The following is a 14,629-nucleotide window of genomic DNA, read 5'->3' as shown; positions in this document are numbered from 1 at the left end:
CGAAAGTCTGCCGGCAGTGTTTGCAGTCTAATGTTGCTCATTCTTGAACCGGAACAATCAGGAGCCTCGTATCTGCCATGCGATGCAGACGTTCTGCCCCAGGACGCTATGCTGACTGTGCGAAGCTCCACGAGCCGGTGGCCCGTGATGTCGTGCGCATCGGTGGCAGCGGCGCCCAACGGGAAATCGTCCAGGACACGTTGCTGGTGGCGCTGATACGCGCCGGCGAGGTGAAGAAGGCCAGTGGGCTGCTGGACCAGCGGTTGCATCGCCGGCCATCGCCACGGGACAGCCGCTGGCTGGCCGGGCTTGCCGTGGGCTGAACGACTGCAATCCCTGTGGGAGCGAGCCTGCTCGCGATGGCGCTCATTCAGTCGGTACAAACGTGACTGACAGAGCGCCATCGCGAGCAGGCTCGCTCCCACAAGGGATGCAGTGTGAACCTTTCATTCATCCATTGTGCGGCCTGGTGACTTGAACATGAATCTCTCCGTAGCCACCACGCCTTCAGGTTTGCGCGGTCTGCTCATCCGTTCGATGGGGCCTGTGGCGACGATTGCCATCGCCCAGCTGTTCGGCACTTCGCTGTGGTTCAGTGCCAACAGCACCGCTGAAGAGCTGATGAGCGCCTGGAGCGCGACGTCCACCGACATCGGCTGGCTGACCAACGCCGTGCAACTGGGCTTCATCCTCGGCACATTGAGCCTGTCGCTCAGTGGCGCTGCCGACCGTTTTCGCGCGAGCACGTTGTTCGTCTGCAGCGCCATCGCCGGTGCGTTGTTCAATCTTGGTTTCGCCTGGTTGGCGGAGGGGTTGCTGAGCGGTGGCGTATTGCGTTTCGGTGTGGGGATCACGTTGGCCGGTATCTATCCCATGGGCATGAAGCTGATCGTGGGATGGGCGCCGGAGCGCACCGGCCTGGCCCTGGCTCAATTGGTGGCGATGCTGACCCTGGGCACCGCGCTGCCCCACGCCTTGCGGATGGTGGGTGCGAATTGGCCGTGGCAGGCGATCATCACCGCTTCCTCGGTGCTGGCGCTCGCCGGTGCGGTTCTGATCGGCGTATTGGGCGAGGGGCCTCACGCCCGTGCCGGCTCCGCTCCTGAAGCCGCCAAGACCCAGCGAGCAGGGGCGATCCTCGGTGCCTTCAGGATCAGCCGCTTTCGGGCGGCGACCCTGGGTTACTTCGGCCACATGTGGGAGCTCTATGCGTTCTGGACGCTGGTGCCGTTGATCGTGAGCCGTACCGGGTTGGCATCGTCCTTCCCTGCCTTGGGGGTGGCGGGCCTGTCGTTCTGCATCATGGCGCTGGGGGCGGTGGGGTCGATCCTGGGGGGCGTGCTGTCCCAGCGAACAGGTAGCGCCAAAGTGGCGCTGGGAGCGTTGAGCCTGTCGGGTACGTGCGGACTGTTGTTTGTCCTCTGCGCGGACTATTTGCCGGTGTGGGCCTTGTTGGCGTTGCTGGGGATCTGGGGCGCGTCGGTGGTGGCCGACTCGCCGCAGTTCTCCGCACTGGCGGCCCAGGCCTGCCCGCGCGATGCGGTTGGCAGCGCCCTGGCGATCCAGAACAGCATCGGCTTTGCCATCACCGTTGTCTCGATTGCGGTCACCAGCTGGCTGTTCGAGCGCATCGGCATCGACGCGCTGTGGTTGCTGGTACCGGGTCCGGTTCTGGGCGTCAGCGGGTTCATCCTTTCCTCCCGCCAGGCATGAGGCTTCGGCCTGACGGGTGGGGGCGTCACACCATTGCCAATCGCTGCTTGCCCTGGGGCTGCGGAAATATCAGGTCCAGGGCAGCCAGGTCCTGGGGCGCCAATTGCAGGTTCGCCGCTTCGGCGTTCAAGCGCACATGTTCCGGTTGCACAGCCTTGGGAATGGCGATGACCTTGTCCTGGCGCAACAGCCAGGCCAGTGCGATCTGCGCCGGCGTCGCGCCGTGGCGCTCGGCGATCTGCCGCAGGGTGTGGTCCTTGAGCAGACGTCCGCCCTGGCCGACCGGGCAGTAGGCCATGATCGGCATGGACTGTTGCCGGCACCAGGGCAGCAGGTCGAATTCGATGCCCCGCTCTTGCAGGTTGTACAGCACCTGGTTGGTGGCGCAGGCCGGCGAAGCCAGTTCTTGAAGGTCTTCTACATCAAAGTTCGATACGCCCCAGCGGCCGATCTTGCCTTCTTCACGCAGGCGTTCGAAGGCGTCGACGGTTTCTTCCAGCGGGTACTGGCCGCGCCAGTGCAGCAGGTACAGGTCGATGTAGTCGGTGTCGAGCCGCCGCAGGCTGCGTTCGCAGGCCAGCGGAATGCCTTTGCGGCTGGCGTTGTGGGGATAGACCTTGCTGACCAGGAACACCTGGTCCCGCAGGCCGGTGATTGCCTCGCCTACGACGGCCTCGGCACCGCCCTCGGCGTACATTTCCGCGGTGTCGATCAGGGTCATGCCCAGTTCGATGCCCAGGCGCAGGGCGGCTGCTTCTTTCTTGTGAGCGGACGGTTCCTCACCCATGTGCCAGGTGCCCTGGCCGATCACGGGTACGGACACGCCGGCCAACTCCAGAGTCTTCATGCCTGTCTCCTATGTGCTTGAACATCAGACGTGTGGCAGCAGGATAGACCAAGTGTTCAGCTCGATCGACGGGAGGCCCGCGCCGTTCCCTGTGGGAGCGAGCCTGCTCGCGATAGCGGTGGGTCAATCGGGATTGATGTCGACGGGTACACCGTCATCGCGAGCAGGCTCGCTCCCACACTTCAGGCGACCATGTGGGAGCGATCAGGTGGGAGGGTTATTTCGCAGAGAACTTCAACACCATGGTCTGGGTGTAGGTCTGGCCCGGATCAAGTCGCGTGGAAGGGAATTTCGGCTGGTTTGGCGAATCGGGGAAGTGTTGGGTTTCCAGGGTGAATGCGCCCCAGTGCGGATAGACCTTGCCCTGCTTGCCCTTGACGGTGCCATCGAGGAAGTTGCTGGTATAGAGCTGCACACCGGGCTCGGTGGTGTAGAGCTGCAAGCGGCGCCCCGACTGCGGGTCGTAGACATCGGCGGCCGGTTTTTTCACATCACCCTGGGTGTCCAGGACCCAGTTGAAATCGAAGCCACCCTGTTTCGGTTCGGCGAACTTGAGTTGTGGATGGTCGGCCTTGATGTGGGTACCGAAGGCGGTGGGCTTGGTGAAGTCCATGGGCGTGCCGGCCACGGGCGCCAATTCGCCGGTAGGGATGAGTTTGGCGGTCACAGGGGTGTAGTGGGAGGCGTACAGGGTGGCGACCTGTTTCAGGATGTCGCCGTTACCGGCACCCGCGAGGTTGAAGTAGCTGTGGTTGGTCAGGTTCAGCACCGTGGGTTTATCGGTGGTGGCCTTGTAGTCGATGCGCAACTCGTTCTGTTCGGTGAGGCTGTAGGTGACATCGGTCTTCAGGGCACCCGGGAAACCCATTTCACCGTCCGCCGACAGGTAGGTCAGGGTCACGCCTACCGAGTCCTTGCCGTTATGGGGTGCGGCTTTCCAGACGCGCTTGTCGAACCCTTGCGGTCCGCCGTGCAGGGAGTTGCCGTGGTCATTCTGGGGAACCTGGTAGCGCTTGCCGTCCAGTTCGAATGCACCGTCGGCCAGGCGATTGCCGAAGCGGCCGATGGTCGCGCCGAAATACACGTTGCCGTTCTTCTGGTAGCCCTGGACATCATCGAAACCAAGTACCACGTCGGCGGCCTTGCCGTGTTTGTCCGGCACGATCAAGGACTGGAGGATCCCGCCGTAAGTAATGACCGTGGCCTCCATGCCATGACTGTTGCGCAACACATACTTTTCCACTGCGGTGCCGTCGTCGGTCTTGCCGAACGCAGCACGTTCATTGGTCAGGCCGGCGGCCTGGGAGGCTGAGGTGGCGATCATCAGAGACACTCCGAGGGCCGTGAGCAGATGTCTGGATTCGAGCATGGTAGACCTTCCTTCCTGTGGTTTTGTTGTTGTTTTGAACGCGGGTAGAGTCGGTTACTTGGTCGGACAGCGGTGAAGGTTTTTCTGTTCAGTAGTCTATCTATTTGAGGGTTGAGAAGGGATTTATAGCCATAAATCGAAAATTATCAATTAAAAAGTAATACTAATTAAGAAGCGAGTCTTGCCCAAGCGTCAGGTTCCACGCCCGACACTGCACTTTTAAGGTTTTTGCCGCTCTATCCATGGCCAGCAAGCGGCGACTCCCCACCGCTTCCCCATGCCCAGATCGAGATTCAATGGCCGGTGTTTCCTACTGTCTGCAGGTATTACGACGTCGCTGTCCGGCGCTGCTGGCTGGAGCGTTGTTACTGCTCAGCGTGGGTTGCAGTCACCAGCAGGGCCAGGACATGGTCACTCAGTTCAGCAACGCCCGGCCCCAGGAGTTCTTGCAGACCAGCGTCGATCGCATGGCCACGCTGTCGATGCACGACAACCTGCAAAGCCTCTATCTGTTGATGAGCAAGCTTTACCTGCGCAATCCCCAGGAGTTGCGAAAATCCGGCTTTCTCGATGCCCGCACCGCGGAAAAACAGGTGCGCATGGCCATCGAGCAGCAGCAACCCTTGCCGACATTGGGCGGCAGGAAGGACCTGGCGGCCCTGAGCTATGCCATGAGCCCGGAGTTTCTCGGCGATCGGGTCGGTGCCTTCATCTATGCCATCGGCAGCATGCTGGTAACGGCCCATGGCAACCGGCTCGAGTTCTACATGACCGACACCATCGACCCGCGCTTTGTCAGCAACGCGGCGCGCAACATCGAAAAAGCCACCTGGATACTGAGCCAGCGACAGGATAAGGATGGCAACCTGCTGCTGTTTTCCAACGAGATCTCGGAGGAGGGCAGCAATCTGAGTTTCGCGGTGGAGTTCGGGAAAATCGTCGCGCGGCTGGACTTGCTGACGCAGATGCTGGATGAGCGCTATCGGCGGATTGGGCTGAACTACGCTCAGAGCCTGCTGTTTCTCAACTTTTTGCCGGTGCAGTAGGCTTTAGGGGAAAAGGCATAAAGATAGATCACAACGTTATAGGGCGGTTATAAGAAAAATCGCTATGCTCGCGGCGAGATTTTCCACGCGGTTATGCTGAGACGGGTTTGATGGATTTCGGTAATGTCGGTTTAGTCGTAGCGGGCCTGGTGGTCGGCTTCATCGTCGGAATGACCGGCGTCGGCGGCGGGTCGCTGATGACTCCCATTCTGTTGTGGTTCGGTATCAACCCTGCGACAGCTGTGGGTACGGACTTGTTGTACGCGGCCATTACCAAATCCGGTGGGGTGTTGGTGCATGCCAGAAATCGCAATATCGATTGGGCAATCACCGGTTGGCTGACCTTGGGCAGTGTGCCGGCGGTCGGGCTGACGTTGTGGTTTCTCAGCAGCTTGCACAGTTCGCCAGATGCCATGAACGCCGTCATCAAGCAGGCCTTGGGCTTCGTGCTGTTCGCCACGGCCCTGGCAATCCTGTTCAAGAAGCGCCTGCTGCAATTCGCCCATGATCGTGCTGGCGGTCACTACAATCCCTCCGGCGCGCGACTCAATGTGCTGACGGTCGTCACCGGCCTGGTGCTGGGCACGATGGTTGCGTTGACCTCCATTGGCGCCGGCGCCCTGGGCACCGTCGCCTTGTTCATTCTCTACCCGTTCCTGGTCACCAAGCGCCTGGTGGGCACTGAAATCGCCCACGCCGTGCCGCTGACCCTCGTTGCCGGCCTGGGCCATGCGAGCATGGGTAACATGGACTGGCACATCCTCGGCTATTTGCTGGTTGGCTCGTTGCCGGGCATCTACCTGGGCAGTCACTTGTCGGGGCGCATCTCCGACGAATTGCTGCGCCCATGCCTGGCGGTGATGCTGGCGATGATCGGGTTCAAATTGGCGTTCTGATTGCCGTGGCCGGACACAGCTCTCAGGCATTTCAAAAGACCCTGTGGGAGCGAGCCTGCTCGCGATAGCGGTGGGTCAATCAGCATTGATGTCGACTGACACACCGTCATCGCGAGCAGGCTCGCTCCCACAGTAGTTCGTGTCTGCCTCTGCATCGACTGACTCCCTCCCGCACCCGGTTGCGCAATGACCCCGCTGACCTAAGCTTCATGGCAGGCTGGCGCAGCATTGGGCGACTCTCTCGCGGAACAATTGCCGCCCTGTGCAATCAGTACAGCGTGAATATCAAAAGGAGAGGCGCATGCTCATTCGGTCGTTGACCTTGGCAACCTTGCTGGCCATCGCCGGCCCCCTGTTCGCCGCTGATGGTGACTCACCCCTGGTGGCGGAAATGGGCAGATCCCGCCCCCTGGTCGTCATTGCGCCCAGCACCGTGGACCCTGCGTGGGTCAGCCTGAAAAAAGCCCTGGATGAACCGGCGGGCAAGCAAGGATTTTCCGAACGCAACATGGTGCTCTACACCGTGCTCAATACCATTGGGCAGCGCGACGGCAAGGATCTGGATCCCCAAAGCACCATGGCGCTGATCCGTTCACTCAAGCTCGGGGCGGGTGCCCAGACCAAGATCATCCTGGTGGGCAAGGATGGGGAAAAGAAGCTTGAGCATTCCGGGCCAATCGAACTGAAAGAGCTCTTCGACACCGTCGACAAGCTGCCTGCGGCAGAAAAAGAAGCAACGCCTCCCGCGCCACCTCCAGCGCCTGAAGTCGCACCGGCCAAGGATGCGAAGGGCGCAAAACCTGGCAAGGCCGCCAAGCCGGCGGCTGCGCCGAAGCCGTTGGATGATTGACTTTCAAGGGGATGACTTCCAGGAGGCAGTTGTGGGAGCAAGGCTCGCCCGCGATGAGGGCGATACGTTCTTCTGCGGAATCGCGGTGCCTGTATCGCGAGCAAGCTTTGCTCCCACATTCAGCGGAATCGCGGTGCCTGTTATCGCGAGCTAGCTTTGCTCCCACAATGTGTACCCTGCAGCTACCTCTGCCTTATCGCTCTTCCAACGCCGTCAGGATCCGGTGCGCGGCCTTCACCCGTTCCTCGATGGGATAATTCTTGTTCGCCAACAGCACGATGCCCATGTTCTTGCCAGGCACGAAAGCCGCATAGGCGCCGAAGCCACCGGTGGATCCGGTCTTGTTGATCCACGCGCTGTCCGGGGCAGGCTGGGGCGGATCGAGAGGTTCGACCTTGTTCGGCTTCATGGCAACTTCCGCCGAATTACCCGCCAGCAGCTCGCTGACCGTCACCGGGTAAGGGTAGAACTCCCAGCCCAGCCCCTGGGTCATGCCGCCGACCTGGTAGAACCCGGTGTGGGTGGTGGCAATGGCTTGTTGCAGGGCGGGGTCCAGTTTTTCCGGTCGCAGGTTGGCCTCGACGAAACGGATCAGGTCCGAGGCGCTGGTTTTCACGCCATAGGCCTCGGAGTCCAATGCCCCGGGACCGACCCGCACTGGCTTGCCGTCCTTCGCGTAGCCTTGGGCGTATCGGCTCGACTCTGATGCTGGCACCCGCAGATAACTGTGCTTGATGCCCAGGCCCGGCATCAACGTCTGTTCCATCGCCTCATCGAAAGGGCGGTCCAGGCTACGGGCGGCCAGATAGCCGAACAGGCCGATGCTCGGGTTCGAGTAGAGCCGTTGGGTACCGGCCGGGTAAAGCGGTTTCCAGGTCTTGTAATAGCCGAACATCCGGTCCGGATGGTCCGCGGCGTCGGGGAACTGCAACGGCAATCCGCCGGCGGTGTAGGTGGCGAGGTTGAGCAGGCTGATGCTCTCCAGGGCGCCGCCGTGCAACTCGGGGGCGTAGCGGCCGGCCGGATCCGACAGCGACAGCTTGCCCCGGGCCTGGGCGTAGGCACCGAGGGTTGCGGTGAAGGTCTTGCTGATCGAGCCTATTTCAAAGAGTGTCTGGTCGGTGACCGGCTGTTTCGTCTCCCTGGAGGCCACGCCGTAATTGAAATAATGAGGTTGGCCGTCCAGCGTGATCGCCACGGCCATACCGGCGATGTCCTGTCGTTTCATCAAGGGTTCGATAACCGCATTGACGGTGTCTTCGAGGCGATCCTGGGCAAAGCCCGGCATCATTCCATACCCCAGCAAAAAGGTGCCTGCGAGTATCGATCGGGTCATTCGCATGTGGACCGTTCTCCATGAAATGGCGAGAGTTCAAGCCGCTCTGCGGCCGGCAGCCTTGACGGCTCGGTGCACTGTTGGGGTGCACGCTGTGGAGCGCACTCTAGGAAGTTTTCGGCCACCAGGCAACCCAAGGCCTTGCGCTTCAGGGCAGGTTCCGAGCGATCCGACGGGGGCGAAAGAGGGATCCTACAAAAAGCCTGGATCGCACAGGCGGGTTACCCATTGGCAAACCACCACAAATCCATGGCCGCCGGGTAGACTTGTGCTCTTTCTAAAGGAGTTCACATGAGTTACTACCAGCCCGGCATTCTCGCCACCCCTGTTCCGCCTCAGGCTCGCCACTTGTTTTTCGCCCTGGAATCGGTCGAGGCGCTGCCGGCTGCGATCGACAGGTTGGTGCTGCAACTGGACGGTCGTGAGGTGATCGGTCTTGGCGAGTCGCTGGTCCAGGCGTTGGGTGCGCAGATCGAAGGCTTGCGGGCGTTTCCTGCCCTGGCGGGCGTGGGCGTGGACAATCCTTCGACCCAGCACGCATTGTGGTGCTGGCTGCACGGCGAAGACCGTGGCGAACTGCTGCACCGCAGCCGCGCCATCGAGGCGGCGCTGGCACCGGCGTTGCGCCTGGTGCAAATGAACGAAACCTTCCGCCACATGACCGGCCACGATCTGACGGGTTACGAAGACGGCACCGAGAACCCGCACGACGAAGCCGCCATCGCCGCGGCCCTGGCCCAGGGCGCCGACGGGCTGCGAGGTGGCAGTTTCGCGGCGATCCAGCAGTGGCAGCACGATCTGGACGGCTTTGCGGCCCTGCAACCCCACGAGCGCGACAACATCATGGGCCGGCGGCTGAGCGACAACGAAGAGCTCGACGATGCGCCGGAATCGGCCCACGTCAAACGCACCGCCCAGGAAAGCTTCGCGCCAGAAGCCTTCGTCGTGCGCCGCTCCATGCCGTGGATCGAGGGGGATCGGGCCGGCCTGATGTTCCTCGCGTTCGGTTTCTCCCTCGACGCTTTCGAGGCGCAACTGCGGCGCATGAGCGGTCTTGAGGATGGCATCACCGATGGCCTGTATCGCATGAGCCGGCCGATTACCGGTGGCTACTACTGGTGCCCGCCGTTGCTGGACGGGCGCCTGGACCTGCGGGTCCTGGCCGGGGGTTATGCAAAAGCGTGACGTGAACGCTATTCTTGGCCCCGGACGTCTACCGTGAAACAGGGGAAGCAGCGTGGATAAAGTCATCGTGATCACCGGTGGTGGCCGTGGTATCGGCGCGGCCACGGCGTTACTGGCTGCCGAGCTGGGGTATCGGATCTGCATCAACTACCAGGCCGATGAGAACGCCGCGCAGGACGTGCTGGCGCAGGTCCGCGCCAAGGGCGCGCAGGCCATCGCCGTGCGCGCCGACGTGAGCATCGAGGATGAGGTGGTCGGCCTGTTCGAGCGGGTGGATGCGGAGCTGGGGCGCGTCACGGCGCTGGTGAACAATGCCGGTACGGTCGCGCACAAGTCCCGGCTCGATGAGATGTCCGAGTTCCGCATCCTCAAGATCATGAAGACCAACGTACTGGGGCCGATTCTCTGCGCCAAGCACGCCGTGCTGCGCATGTCCCCCCGGCATGGCGGGCAGGGCGGCAGTATCGTCAACGTGTCGTCGGTGGCCGCCCGCCTGGGCTCGCCGAACGAATACGTCGACTATGCCGCTTCCAAGGGTGCGCTGGACACCTTCACCATCGGCTTGTCAAAGGAAGTGGCTGGCGAGGGTATCCGTGTCAATGCGGTACGCCCGGGTTACATCTACACCGATTTCCATGCCCTCAGCGGCGATCCGGAGCGGGTCAGCAAGCTGGAATCGGCAATCCCCATGGCCCGGGGCGGGCGTCCGGATGAAGTGGCCGAAGCGATTATCTGGTTGCTGTCGGACAAGGCTTCGTATGCGACCGGGACGTTTGTGGATCTGGGTGGGGGGCGCTGAGTTTCGTCAGTACTGGTCCCATCGCGAGCAGGCTCGCTCCCACAATGAATCTTCAGCGATCTTGTACTCAGGTTCACAGCAGATCGATGTGGGAGCGAGCCTGCTCGCGATACTGCCGGCGCCGACAGCCCGACCTCAGAATGACCGGATAATTCGTCCCAGCGTCTCCATGGCCTTTTCCGATGCATCCGTCCACGGGCTGCCATAGTTCAAGCGGATGCAATTTCGAAAGCGTCGGGTCGCTGAGAAGATCGGTCCTGGCGCGATGCTGATGCCTTGGGCCAAGGCCATCTGGAACAGTTTCAGCGAGTCCATCTGTTCCGGCAGCTCCAGCCACAGGAAATACCCCCCGGCCGGGTGGCTGACGCGGGTCTGAGCCGGGAAATGGCGGGCGATGGCGGCGAGCATGGCGCTTTGCTGTTCTTCCAGGGCGTAACGCAATTTGCGCAGGTGACGGTCGTAGCCGCCGTGCTGCAGGTAGTCGGCAATGGCGGCCTGGGCCGGCATCGAGGCGCACAGCGAGGTCATGAGCTTCAGGCGTTCGATCTTCTGCGCGTAGCGGCCGGCGGCAACCCAGCCGATGCGGTAACCCGGTGCCAGGCTCTTGGCAAACGATCCGCAATGCATCACCAACCCTTCGGTGTCGAACGCCTTGGCCGGCTTCGGAGCTTGCTGGCCGTAATAGAGTTCGGCGTACACATCATCCTCGATCAGTGGCACCTGGTGGCGGCGCAACAACGCCACCAGCGCTTGCTTCCGTTCCTCGGGCATGGTCGCGCCCATGGGGTTCTGGAAACTGGTCATGCACCAGCATGCCTTGATCGGATGGCGCTCCAGGGTTTGTTCCAGTACATCCAGGTCGATACCGTCGCGCGGATGCACAGGGATTTCCACGGCCTTGAGCTTGAGCCGCTCCAGCACCTGCAGGCTGGCATAGAACGCCGGTGCTTCGATGGCCACTAGGTCGCCGGGCTCGGTCACGGCCTGCAAGCACAGGTTCAAGGCTTCCAGGGCACCGTTGGTGACCAGCAGTTCCTCCATGGGCAGCATCAGTCCGCCGACCATGTAGCGCAGGGCGATCTGTCGGCGTAATTGCGGGTTGCCCGGCGACATATCAGTGACCACCACCCGCGGGTCCATATCCCGTGTGGCGCTGGACAGTGAGCGGGACAGTCGTTGCAGCGGGAACAGCGTCGGGCTGGGGAATGCCGACCCGAAGGGCACGGTGCCCGGATCCTTGATTGAGTTCAGCACCGAGAACACCAGTTCGCTGACGTCGACCTCGGTGGATTCGTGCACCTGGCTACTGATGACCGGCTCGGAAAACGGCCTTGGCGCATGGTTGTTGACGAAGTAGCCGGAACGCGGCCGGGCCCGGATCAGACCGCGGCGCTCCAACAGGTAATACGCCTGGAATACCGTGGACGGGCTGACGCCGTAGGTCTGGCTGGCATAGCGCACCGACGGCACGCGCTGTCCCGGTCCCAGCATGCCGGAGCGGATCAGCTCCGCGATGTCGTCGGCGAATTTCTCGTAGCGTTTCATTTACGGTCCAGTCATCCACGGTTCAGGTTGCGCATCAACTGTGGGAGCGAGCCTGCTCGCGATAGCGGAGTGTCAGGCACATCAAGGTTGACTGTACTGGCCTCATCGCGAGCAGGCTCGCTCCCACAAAAGAACAGCTCTGCATCTTAAGGCGTCAGCGATTCATCGGCGCGACAAAACGGCTCTTGGCCACGCTATGGATGGCGGGCTCGTCGCTGTCGGTCACCTTGAAGGCAATTTCCTGCGAACCGCTGCGGGGGCGTTCGCTGAGCATCGCCACCGACACCGGTACATCGACGATTTCCCCCGGCGCCAGGCTCAGTCGGGTCTTGCCCTGCAGGACGAAGTCGTCGCCGTCCACCAGAGAAAGCTGATAGTCCTGGCGTTGCTGGGTCTTGTTGATGATCTTGAGGCTGTAGATGTTCTCGATCAGGCCCTGGCTGTTTTCGCGGAACAGGCCGCGGTCCTTGCTCACGTCCAGGGAGACCATCGGCCGCTCCACCAATGCCACCACCAGTGCGCCGATCATCACCAGCAGCACGGCGGTATAACCGATCAGCCGCGGTCGCAGCAGATGGGTCTTGCCACCCTGTAACTGACGTTCGGAGGTGTATTTGACCAGCCCGCGGGCGTAACCCATCTTGTCCATGATCGAATCGCAGGCGTCGATGCAGGCCGCGCAGCCGATGCATTCCATTTGCAGGCCGTCGCGGATATCGATGCCGGTCGGGCAGACCTGCACGCACATCTGGCAGTCAATGCAATCCCCCAGGCCGAGATTGGCCGGGTTCGCATCGCGCTTGCGAGGGCCGCGGATTTCGCCACGGGCGGCGTCGTAGGAAATGGTCAGGGTGTCTTTGTCGAACATCACGCTCTGGAACCGCGCATAGGGGCACATGTGCATGCACACCGCTTCACGCAACCAGCCGGCATTGAGGTAGGTGGCCCCGGTGAAGAACAGCACCCAGAACAGGCTCACACCGGCCATCTGCAGGGTCAGCAGTTCTTCGGCCAGTGGCCGGATCGGCGTGAAGTAGCCGACGAAGGTCAGGCCGGTGAGCAGGCTGATGGCCAGCCACAACGTGTGCTTGGCCGAGCGGCGCAGCAACTTCTCCAGGCTCCAGGGCGCGGCATGCAGCTTGATCCGCTGGTTGCGATCGCCCTCGGTGATCTTTTCGCACCACATGAAGATCCAGGTCCAGGAGCTTTGCGGGCAGGTGTAGCCGCACCACACCCGGCCGGCGAACACGGTGATCGCAAACAGGCCGAAGGCGGCGATGATCAGCAGCGCCGACAGCAGGATGAAATCCTGGGGCCAGAAGGTGGCGCCGAAGATGTGGAATTTGCTTTCGGCCAGATCCCAGAGTACCGCCTGGCGTCCGCCCCAGTTCAACCACACCGTGCCGAAGAACAGCAGGAACAGCACACCCGCGCCGCTCATGCGCAGGGTGCGGAACAGGCCGCTGAAGCTGCGGGTATGGATCAGATTATCGGTGGTCCTGGCCTTGATCTTCGCGGGCGCGGGTTCGAAGGTCTGTATCAACTGGACGGGGATTCTATCGCTCATGGTCGGTCGCTCATCAGCCTTATCTGGCCCGCGCACTATGACCATCGAACTGTTTGCATAACAGACTCAGGTGTTTCGATAAAAACCGGATCAGATGGCCTGGAGGCCAGGGCCTGCGACAGGTTGAAGCACCCTGGGATAGACAAACTCCCGTGTGGCGAGGGAGCAGGCTCCCTCGTCACAGATTGCCCACTTGCCGACAAGGTGGGGCTCAGATCGCCGAGCCGCTGTCGCTGGCCTTGAGGTGCTTGCGGTCATCGGTCGCGCCGGCCACGGTCAAGGCGTCGGCTTCGGCCTCGGTGATGTAGATACGCTGGCCATCGACCTCCACCGCCGACATGGCCTTGTCCGCGTCGGTGATGATCGTCAGCTCGCTGGCGGAATAGTGTTTCGGGCCATTGGGGGTATCGAAACGACAGGTCTGGTGGTTGATCTCAACGGTCATGGTGCTGCTCCTTCCTGATGTCCTGAGCGTTAGGCGCTTGTCGCTTGCCAGGGTTCGTTGCGCCGGATCAGCGGTCAGGTGCACCTCTGGCGTCCGCTGCGGTCAATCGGTTATCGACTGCAAGAGGAGGGGCGTATGGAGGCGTGGTGGCATCAGGTCTGGATCACCCTGCAATCGGAATTCGCCGACATCGGCGATATCCAGCAAATGACGCGGGTCACGGTGCGCCTGCTGATGGCCGCGCTGCTCGGCGGCATCCTGGGGTTCGAGCGTGAGCACAAGGGCAAGGCGGCCGGCGTGCGCACTCATATGCTCGTGGCGCTGGGCGCGGCGCTGTTCGTGCTGGTGCCGCAGATGTCCGGCTCCCAGGCCGACGCCATGAGCCGGGTGGTGCAGGGTGTGATCGCCGGAATCGGTTTCCTGGGGGCGGGCACGATCCTGAAAAACAACCAGGGCGACGAAAGCCATGTAAAGGGCCTGACCACCGCCGCCGGCCTGTGGATGACGGCGGCCATTGGCGTCGCCGCCGGGTTGGGCCGGGAAGCGACCGCAGTGGTGAGCACGTTGCTGGCGTTGGCGGTCTTCAGTGTGATGCCGGTGATCGTCCGGGCGCTGGAGAGGGATGATAAAGCGTGATCCATCACACCGGTGCAACACCTGTGGGAGCGAGCCTGCTCGCGAAACGGTATGTCAGTCACAGATGTGTTGTCTGGTATTCCGTCATCGCGAGCAGGCTCGCTCCCACAGGTTCTCCACTAAGCTTGTTCTTCACACCCGTTCCGGCGGCGCCTCGTTCGGTGGATCGCCCACGGGCTGCTGCGGGGCGAGTGGAGGATCTTTCTCCGGAACAGGCTCCGGGTCGGGACCGGGAGGCGGCAGGGTGGGGTCGTCGATATTGGGATCGGGGGTTTCGGCCGGGATGGGAATATTCATCAGGACGGGTCTCCGTGACACACATGGCTTGAGTTGTGCTTACTGCTGTTGACCACCCTGGGCCGGGTTTGATCCCGGTCACCGCCGGGCAAATCCCG

At 62.1% G+C, this 14,629-nt stretch carries 15 protein-coding genes; 8 read left to right on the top strand and 7 right to left on the bottom strand.

Annotated elements, in window-relative coordinates; genetic code table 11:
• The first annotated feature begins 77 nt into the window (after positions 1 to 77).
• Both CGA22_RS01370 and CGA22_RS01365 read left to right on the top strand, forming a co-directional pair.
• Positions 78 to 323, top strand: a complete 246-nt coding sequence (locus CGA22_RS01370) for a hypothetical protein (protein WP_218187531.1) — start codon at positions 78 to 80, stop codon at positions 321 to 323.
• 157 nt (positions 324 to 480) lie between these two features.
• Positions 481 to 1,713: an MFS transporter gene (locus CGA22_RS01365; protein ID WP_041023113.1), complete on the top strand. Its 1,233-nt coding sequence runs from the start codon at positions 481 to 483 to the stop codon at positions 1,711 to 1,713.
• 25 nt (positions 1,714 to 1,738) lie between these two features.
• Here the strand turns inward: CGA22_RS01365 and CGA22_RS01360 are convergent, their stop codons facing one another.
• Positions 1,739 to 2,560: an aldo/keto reductase gene (locus CGA22_RS01360; RefSeq protein ID WP_041023114.1), complete on the bottom strand. Its 822-nt coding sequence runs from the start codon at positions 2,558 to 2,560 to the stop codon at positions 1,739 to 1,741.
• A 217-nt stretch (positions 2,561 to 2,777) separates the two neighbouring features.
• On the bottom strand, positions 2,778 to 3,929 hold the full coding sequence (locus CGA22_RS01355) for an aldose epimerase family protein (protein WP_041023624.1): 1,152 nt from the start codon (positions 3,927 to 3,929) through the stop codon (positions 2,778 to 2,780).
• 296 nt (positions 3,930 to 4,225) lie between these two features.
• On the opposite strand from CGA22_RS01355, the gene CGA22_RS01350 reads away from it, so the two are divergent.
• The 3 genes from CGA22_RS01350 (at position 4,226) to CGA22_RS01340 (ending at position 6,721) form a co-directional block, all read left to right on the top strand.
• Positions 4,226 to 4,975, top strand: a complete 750-nt coding sequence (locus CGA22_RS01350) for a hypothetical protein (protein WP_041023625.1) — start codon at positions 4,226 to 4,228, stop codon at positions 4,973 to 4,975.
• Between the two features lie 110 nt (positions 4,976 to 5,085).
• Positions 5,086 to 5,871 carry a sulfite exporter TauE/SafE family protein gene (locus tag CGA22_RS01345; RefSeq protein WP_041023626.1) on the top strand — a complete coding sequence of 262 codons (786 nt, stop codon included), beginning with the start codon at positions 5,086 to 5,088 and terminating at the stop codon, positions 5,869 to 5,871.
• Positions 5,872 to 6,172: 301 nt separating this feature from the next.
• Positions 6,173 to 6,721 (top strand): DUF4174 domain-containing protein, encoded by a 549-nt coding sequence (locus CGA22_RS01340; RefSeq protein WP_041023627.1) that lies wholly within the window; start codon positions 6,173 to 6,175, stop codon positions 6,719 to 6,721.
• Positions 6,722 to 6,914: 193 nt separating this feature from the next.
• Here CGA22_RS01340 and ampC read toward each other — a convergent pair whose 3' ends face one another.
• A complete protein-coding gene (gene ampC, locus CGA22_RS01335) occupies positions 6,915 to 8,063 on the bottom strand; it encodes a class C beta-lactamase (RefSeq protein WP_041023628.1) in 1,149 nt (382 codons plus the stop codon).
• A gap of 285 nt (positions 8,064 to 8,348) precedes the next feature.
• Here ampC and CGA22_RS01330 point away from each other — a divergent pair, with 285 nt between their 5' ends.
• Positions 8,349 to 9,242, top strand: coding sequence for a Dyp-type peroxidase (locus CGA22_RS01330; RefSeq protein ID WP_041023629.1), 894 nt, complete (start codon positions 8,349 to 8,351; stop codon positions 9,240 to 9,242).
• Between the two features lie 52 nt (positions 9,243 to 9,294).
• Complete coding sequence (locus tag CGA22_RS01325; RefSeq protein WP_041023630.1) at positions 9,295 to 10,041, top strand: SDR family oxidoreductase; 747 nt, start codon at positions 9,295 to 9,297, stop codon at positions 10,039 to 10,041.
• Between the two features lie 135 nt (positions 10,042 to 10,176).
• Here CGA22_RS01325 and mapR read toward each other — a convergent pair whose 3' ends face one another.
• The 3 genes from mapR to CGA22_RS01310 all read right to left on the bottom strand — a co-directional run bounded on the left by mapR (position 10,177) and on the right by CGA22_RS01310 (position 13,598).
• Positions 10,177 to 11,586, bottom strand: a complete 1,410-nt coding sequence (gene mapR, locus CGA22_RS01320) for a GntR family transcriptional regulator MpaR (protein WP_041023631.1) — start codon at positions 11,584 to 11,586, stop codon at positions 10,177 to 10,179.
• Between the two features lie 154 nt (positions 11,587 to 11,740).
• A complete protein-coding gene (ccoG, locus tag CGA22_RS01315; protein ID WP_041023632.1) occupies positions 11,741 to 13,153 on the bottom strand; it encodes a cytochrome c oxidase accessory protein CcoG in 1,413 nt (470 codons plus the stop codon).
• Positions 13,154 to 13,364: 211 nt separating this feature from the next.
• On the bottom strand, positions 13,365 to 13,598 hold the full coding sequence (locus CGA22_RS01310) for a DUF3203 family protein (RefSeq protein WP_041023633.1): 234 nt from the start codon (positions 13,596 to 13,598) through the stop codon (positions 13,365 to 13,367).
• A 135-nt stretch (positions 13,599 to 13,733) separates the two neighbouring features.
• On the opposite strand from CGA22_RS01310, the gene CGA22_RS01305 reads away from it, so the two are divergent.
• The gene (locus CGA22_RS01305) at positions 13,734 to 14,234 is read left to right on the top strand and encodes an MgtC/SapB family protein (protein ID WP_041023634.1); all 501 of its coding nucleotides are present in this window, start codon (positions 13,734 to 13,736) and stop codon (positions 14,232 to 14,234) included.
• 132 nt (positions 14,235 to 14,366) lie between these two features.
• On the opposite strand, the gene CGA22_RS01300 is transcribed toward CGA22_RS01305, so the two are convergent.
• On the bottom strand, positions 14,367 to 14,531 hold the full coding sequence (locus CGA22_RS01300) for a hypothetical protein (RefSeq protein ID WP_175361304.1): 165 nt from the start codon (positions 14,529 to 14,531) through the stop codon (positions 14,367 to 14,369).
• Positions 14,532 to 14,629: the final 98 nt, after the last annotated feature.

This window comes from Pseudomonas sp. PSB18 (genome assembly GCF_014596565.1).
In the GTDB taxonomy this organism is placed as follows: Bacteria; Pseudomonadota; Gammaproteobacteria; order Pseudomonadales; family Pseudomonadaceae; genus Aquipseudomonas.
This window is presented reverse-complemented; position numbering and strand designations above follow the sequence as displayed.

Excerpts from the sequence above, each read along its gene's own strand:
- CGA22_RS01300 (WP_175361304.1), bottom strand. The coding sequence starts at position 14,531 with ATGAATATTCCCATCCCGGCCGAAACCCCCGATCCCAATATCGACGAC.
- CGA22_RS01345 (WP_041023626.1), top strand. The coding sequence starts at position 5,086 with ATGGATTTCGGTAATGTCGGTTTAGTCGTAGCGGGCCTGGTGGTCGGC.
- CGA22_RS01360 (WP_041023114.1), bottom strand. The coding sequence starts at position 2,560 with ATGAAGACTCTGGAGTTGGCCGGCGTGTCCGTACCCGTGATCGGCCAG.
- CGA22_RS01340 (WP_041023627.1), top strand. The coding sequence starts at position 6,173 with ATGCTCATTCGGTCGTTGACCTTGGCAACCTTGCTGGCCATCGCCGGC.
- ccoG (WP_041023632.1), bottom strand. The coding sequence starts at position 13,153 with ATGAGCGATAGAATCCCCGTCCAGTTGATACAGACCTTCGAACCCGCG.
- CGA22_RS01370 (WP_218187531.1), top strand. The coding sequence starts at position 78 with ATGCGATGCAGACGTTCTGCCCCAGGACGCTATGCTGACTGTGCGAAG.
- CGA22_RS01305 (WP_041023634.1), top strand. The coding sequence starts at position 13,734 with ATGGAGGCGTGGTGGCATCAGGTCTGGATCACCCTGCAATCGGAATTC.
- CGA22_RS01365 (WP_041023113.1), top strand. The coding sequence starts at position 481 with ATGAATCTCTCCGTAGCCACCACGCCTTCAGGTTTGCGCGGTCTGCTC.
- CGA22_RS01330 (WP_041023629.1), top strand. The coding sequence starts at position 8,349 with ATGAGTTACTACCAGCCCGGCATTCTCGCCACCCCTGTTCCGCCTCAG.
- CGA22_RS01355 (WP_041023624.1), bottom strand. The coding sequence starts at position 3,929 with ATGCTCGAATCCAGACATCTGCTCACGGCCCTCGGAGTGTCTCTGATG.
- mapR (WP_041023631.1), bottom strand. The coding sequence starts at position 11,586 with ATGAAACGCTACGAGAAATTCGCCGACGACATCGCGGAGCTGATCCGC.
- CGA22_RS01310 (WP_041023633.1), bottom strand. The coding sequence starts at position 13,598 with ATGACCGTTGAGATCAACCACCAGACCTGTCGTTTCGATACCCCCAAT.
- ampC (WP_041023628.1), bottom strand. The coding sequence starts at position 8,063 with ATGCGAATGACCCGATCGATACTCGCAGGCACCTTTTTGCTGGGGTAT.
- CGA22_RS01350 (WP_041023625.1), top strand. The coding sequence starts at position 4,226 with ATGGCCGGTGTTTCCTACTGTCTGCAGGTATTACGACGTCGCTGTCCG.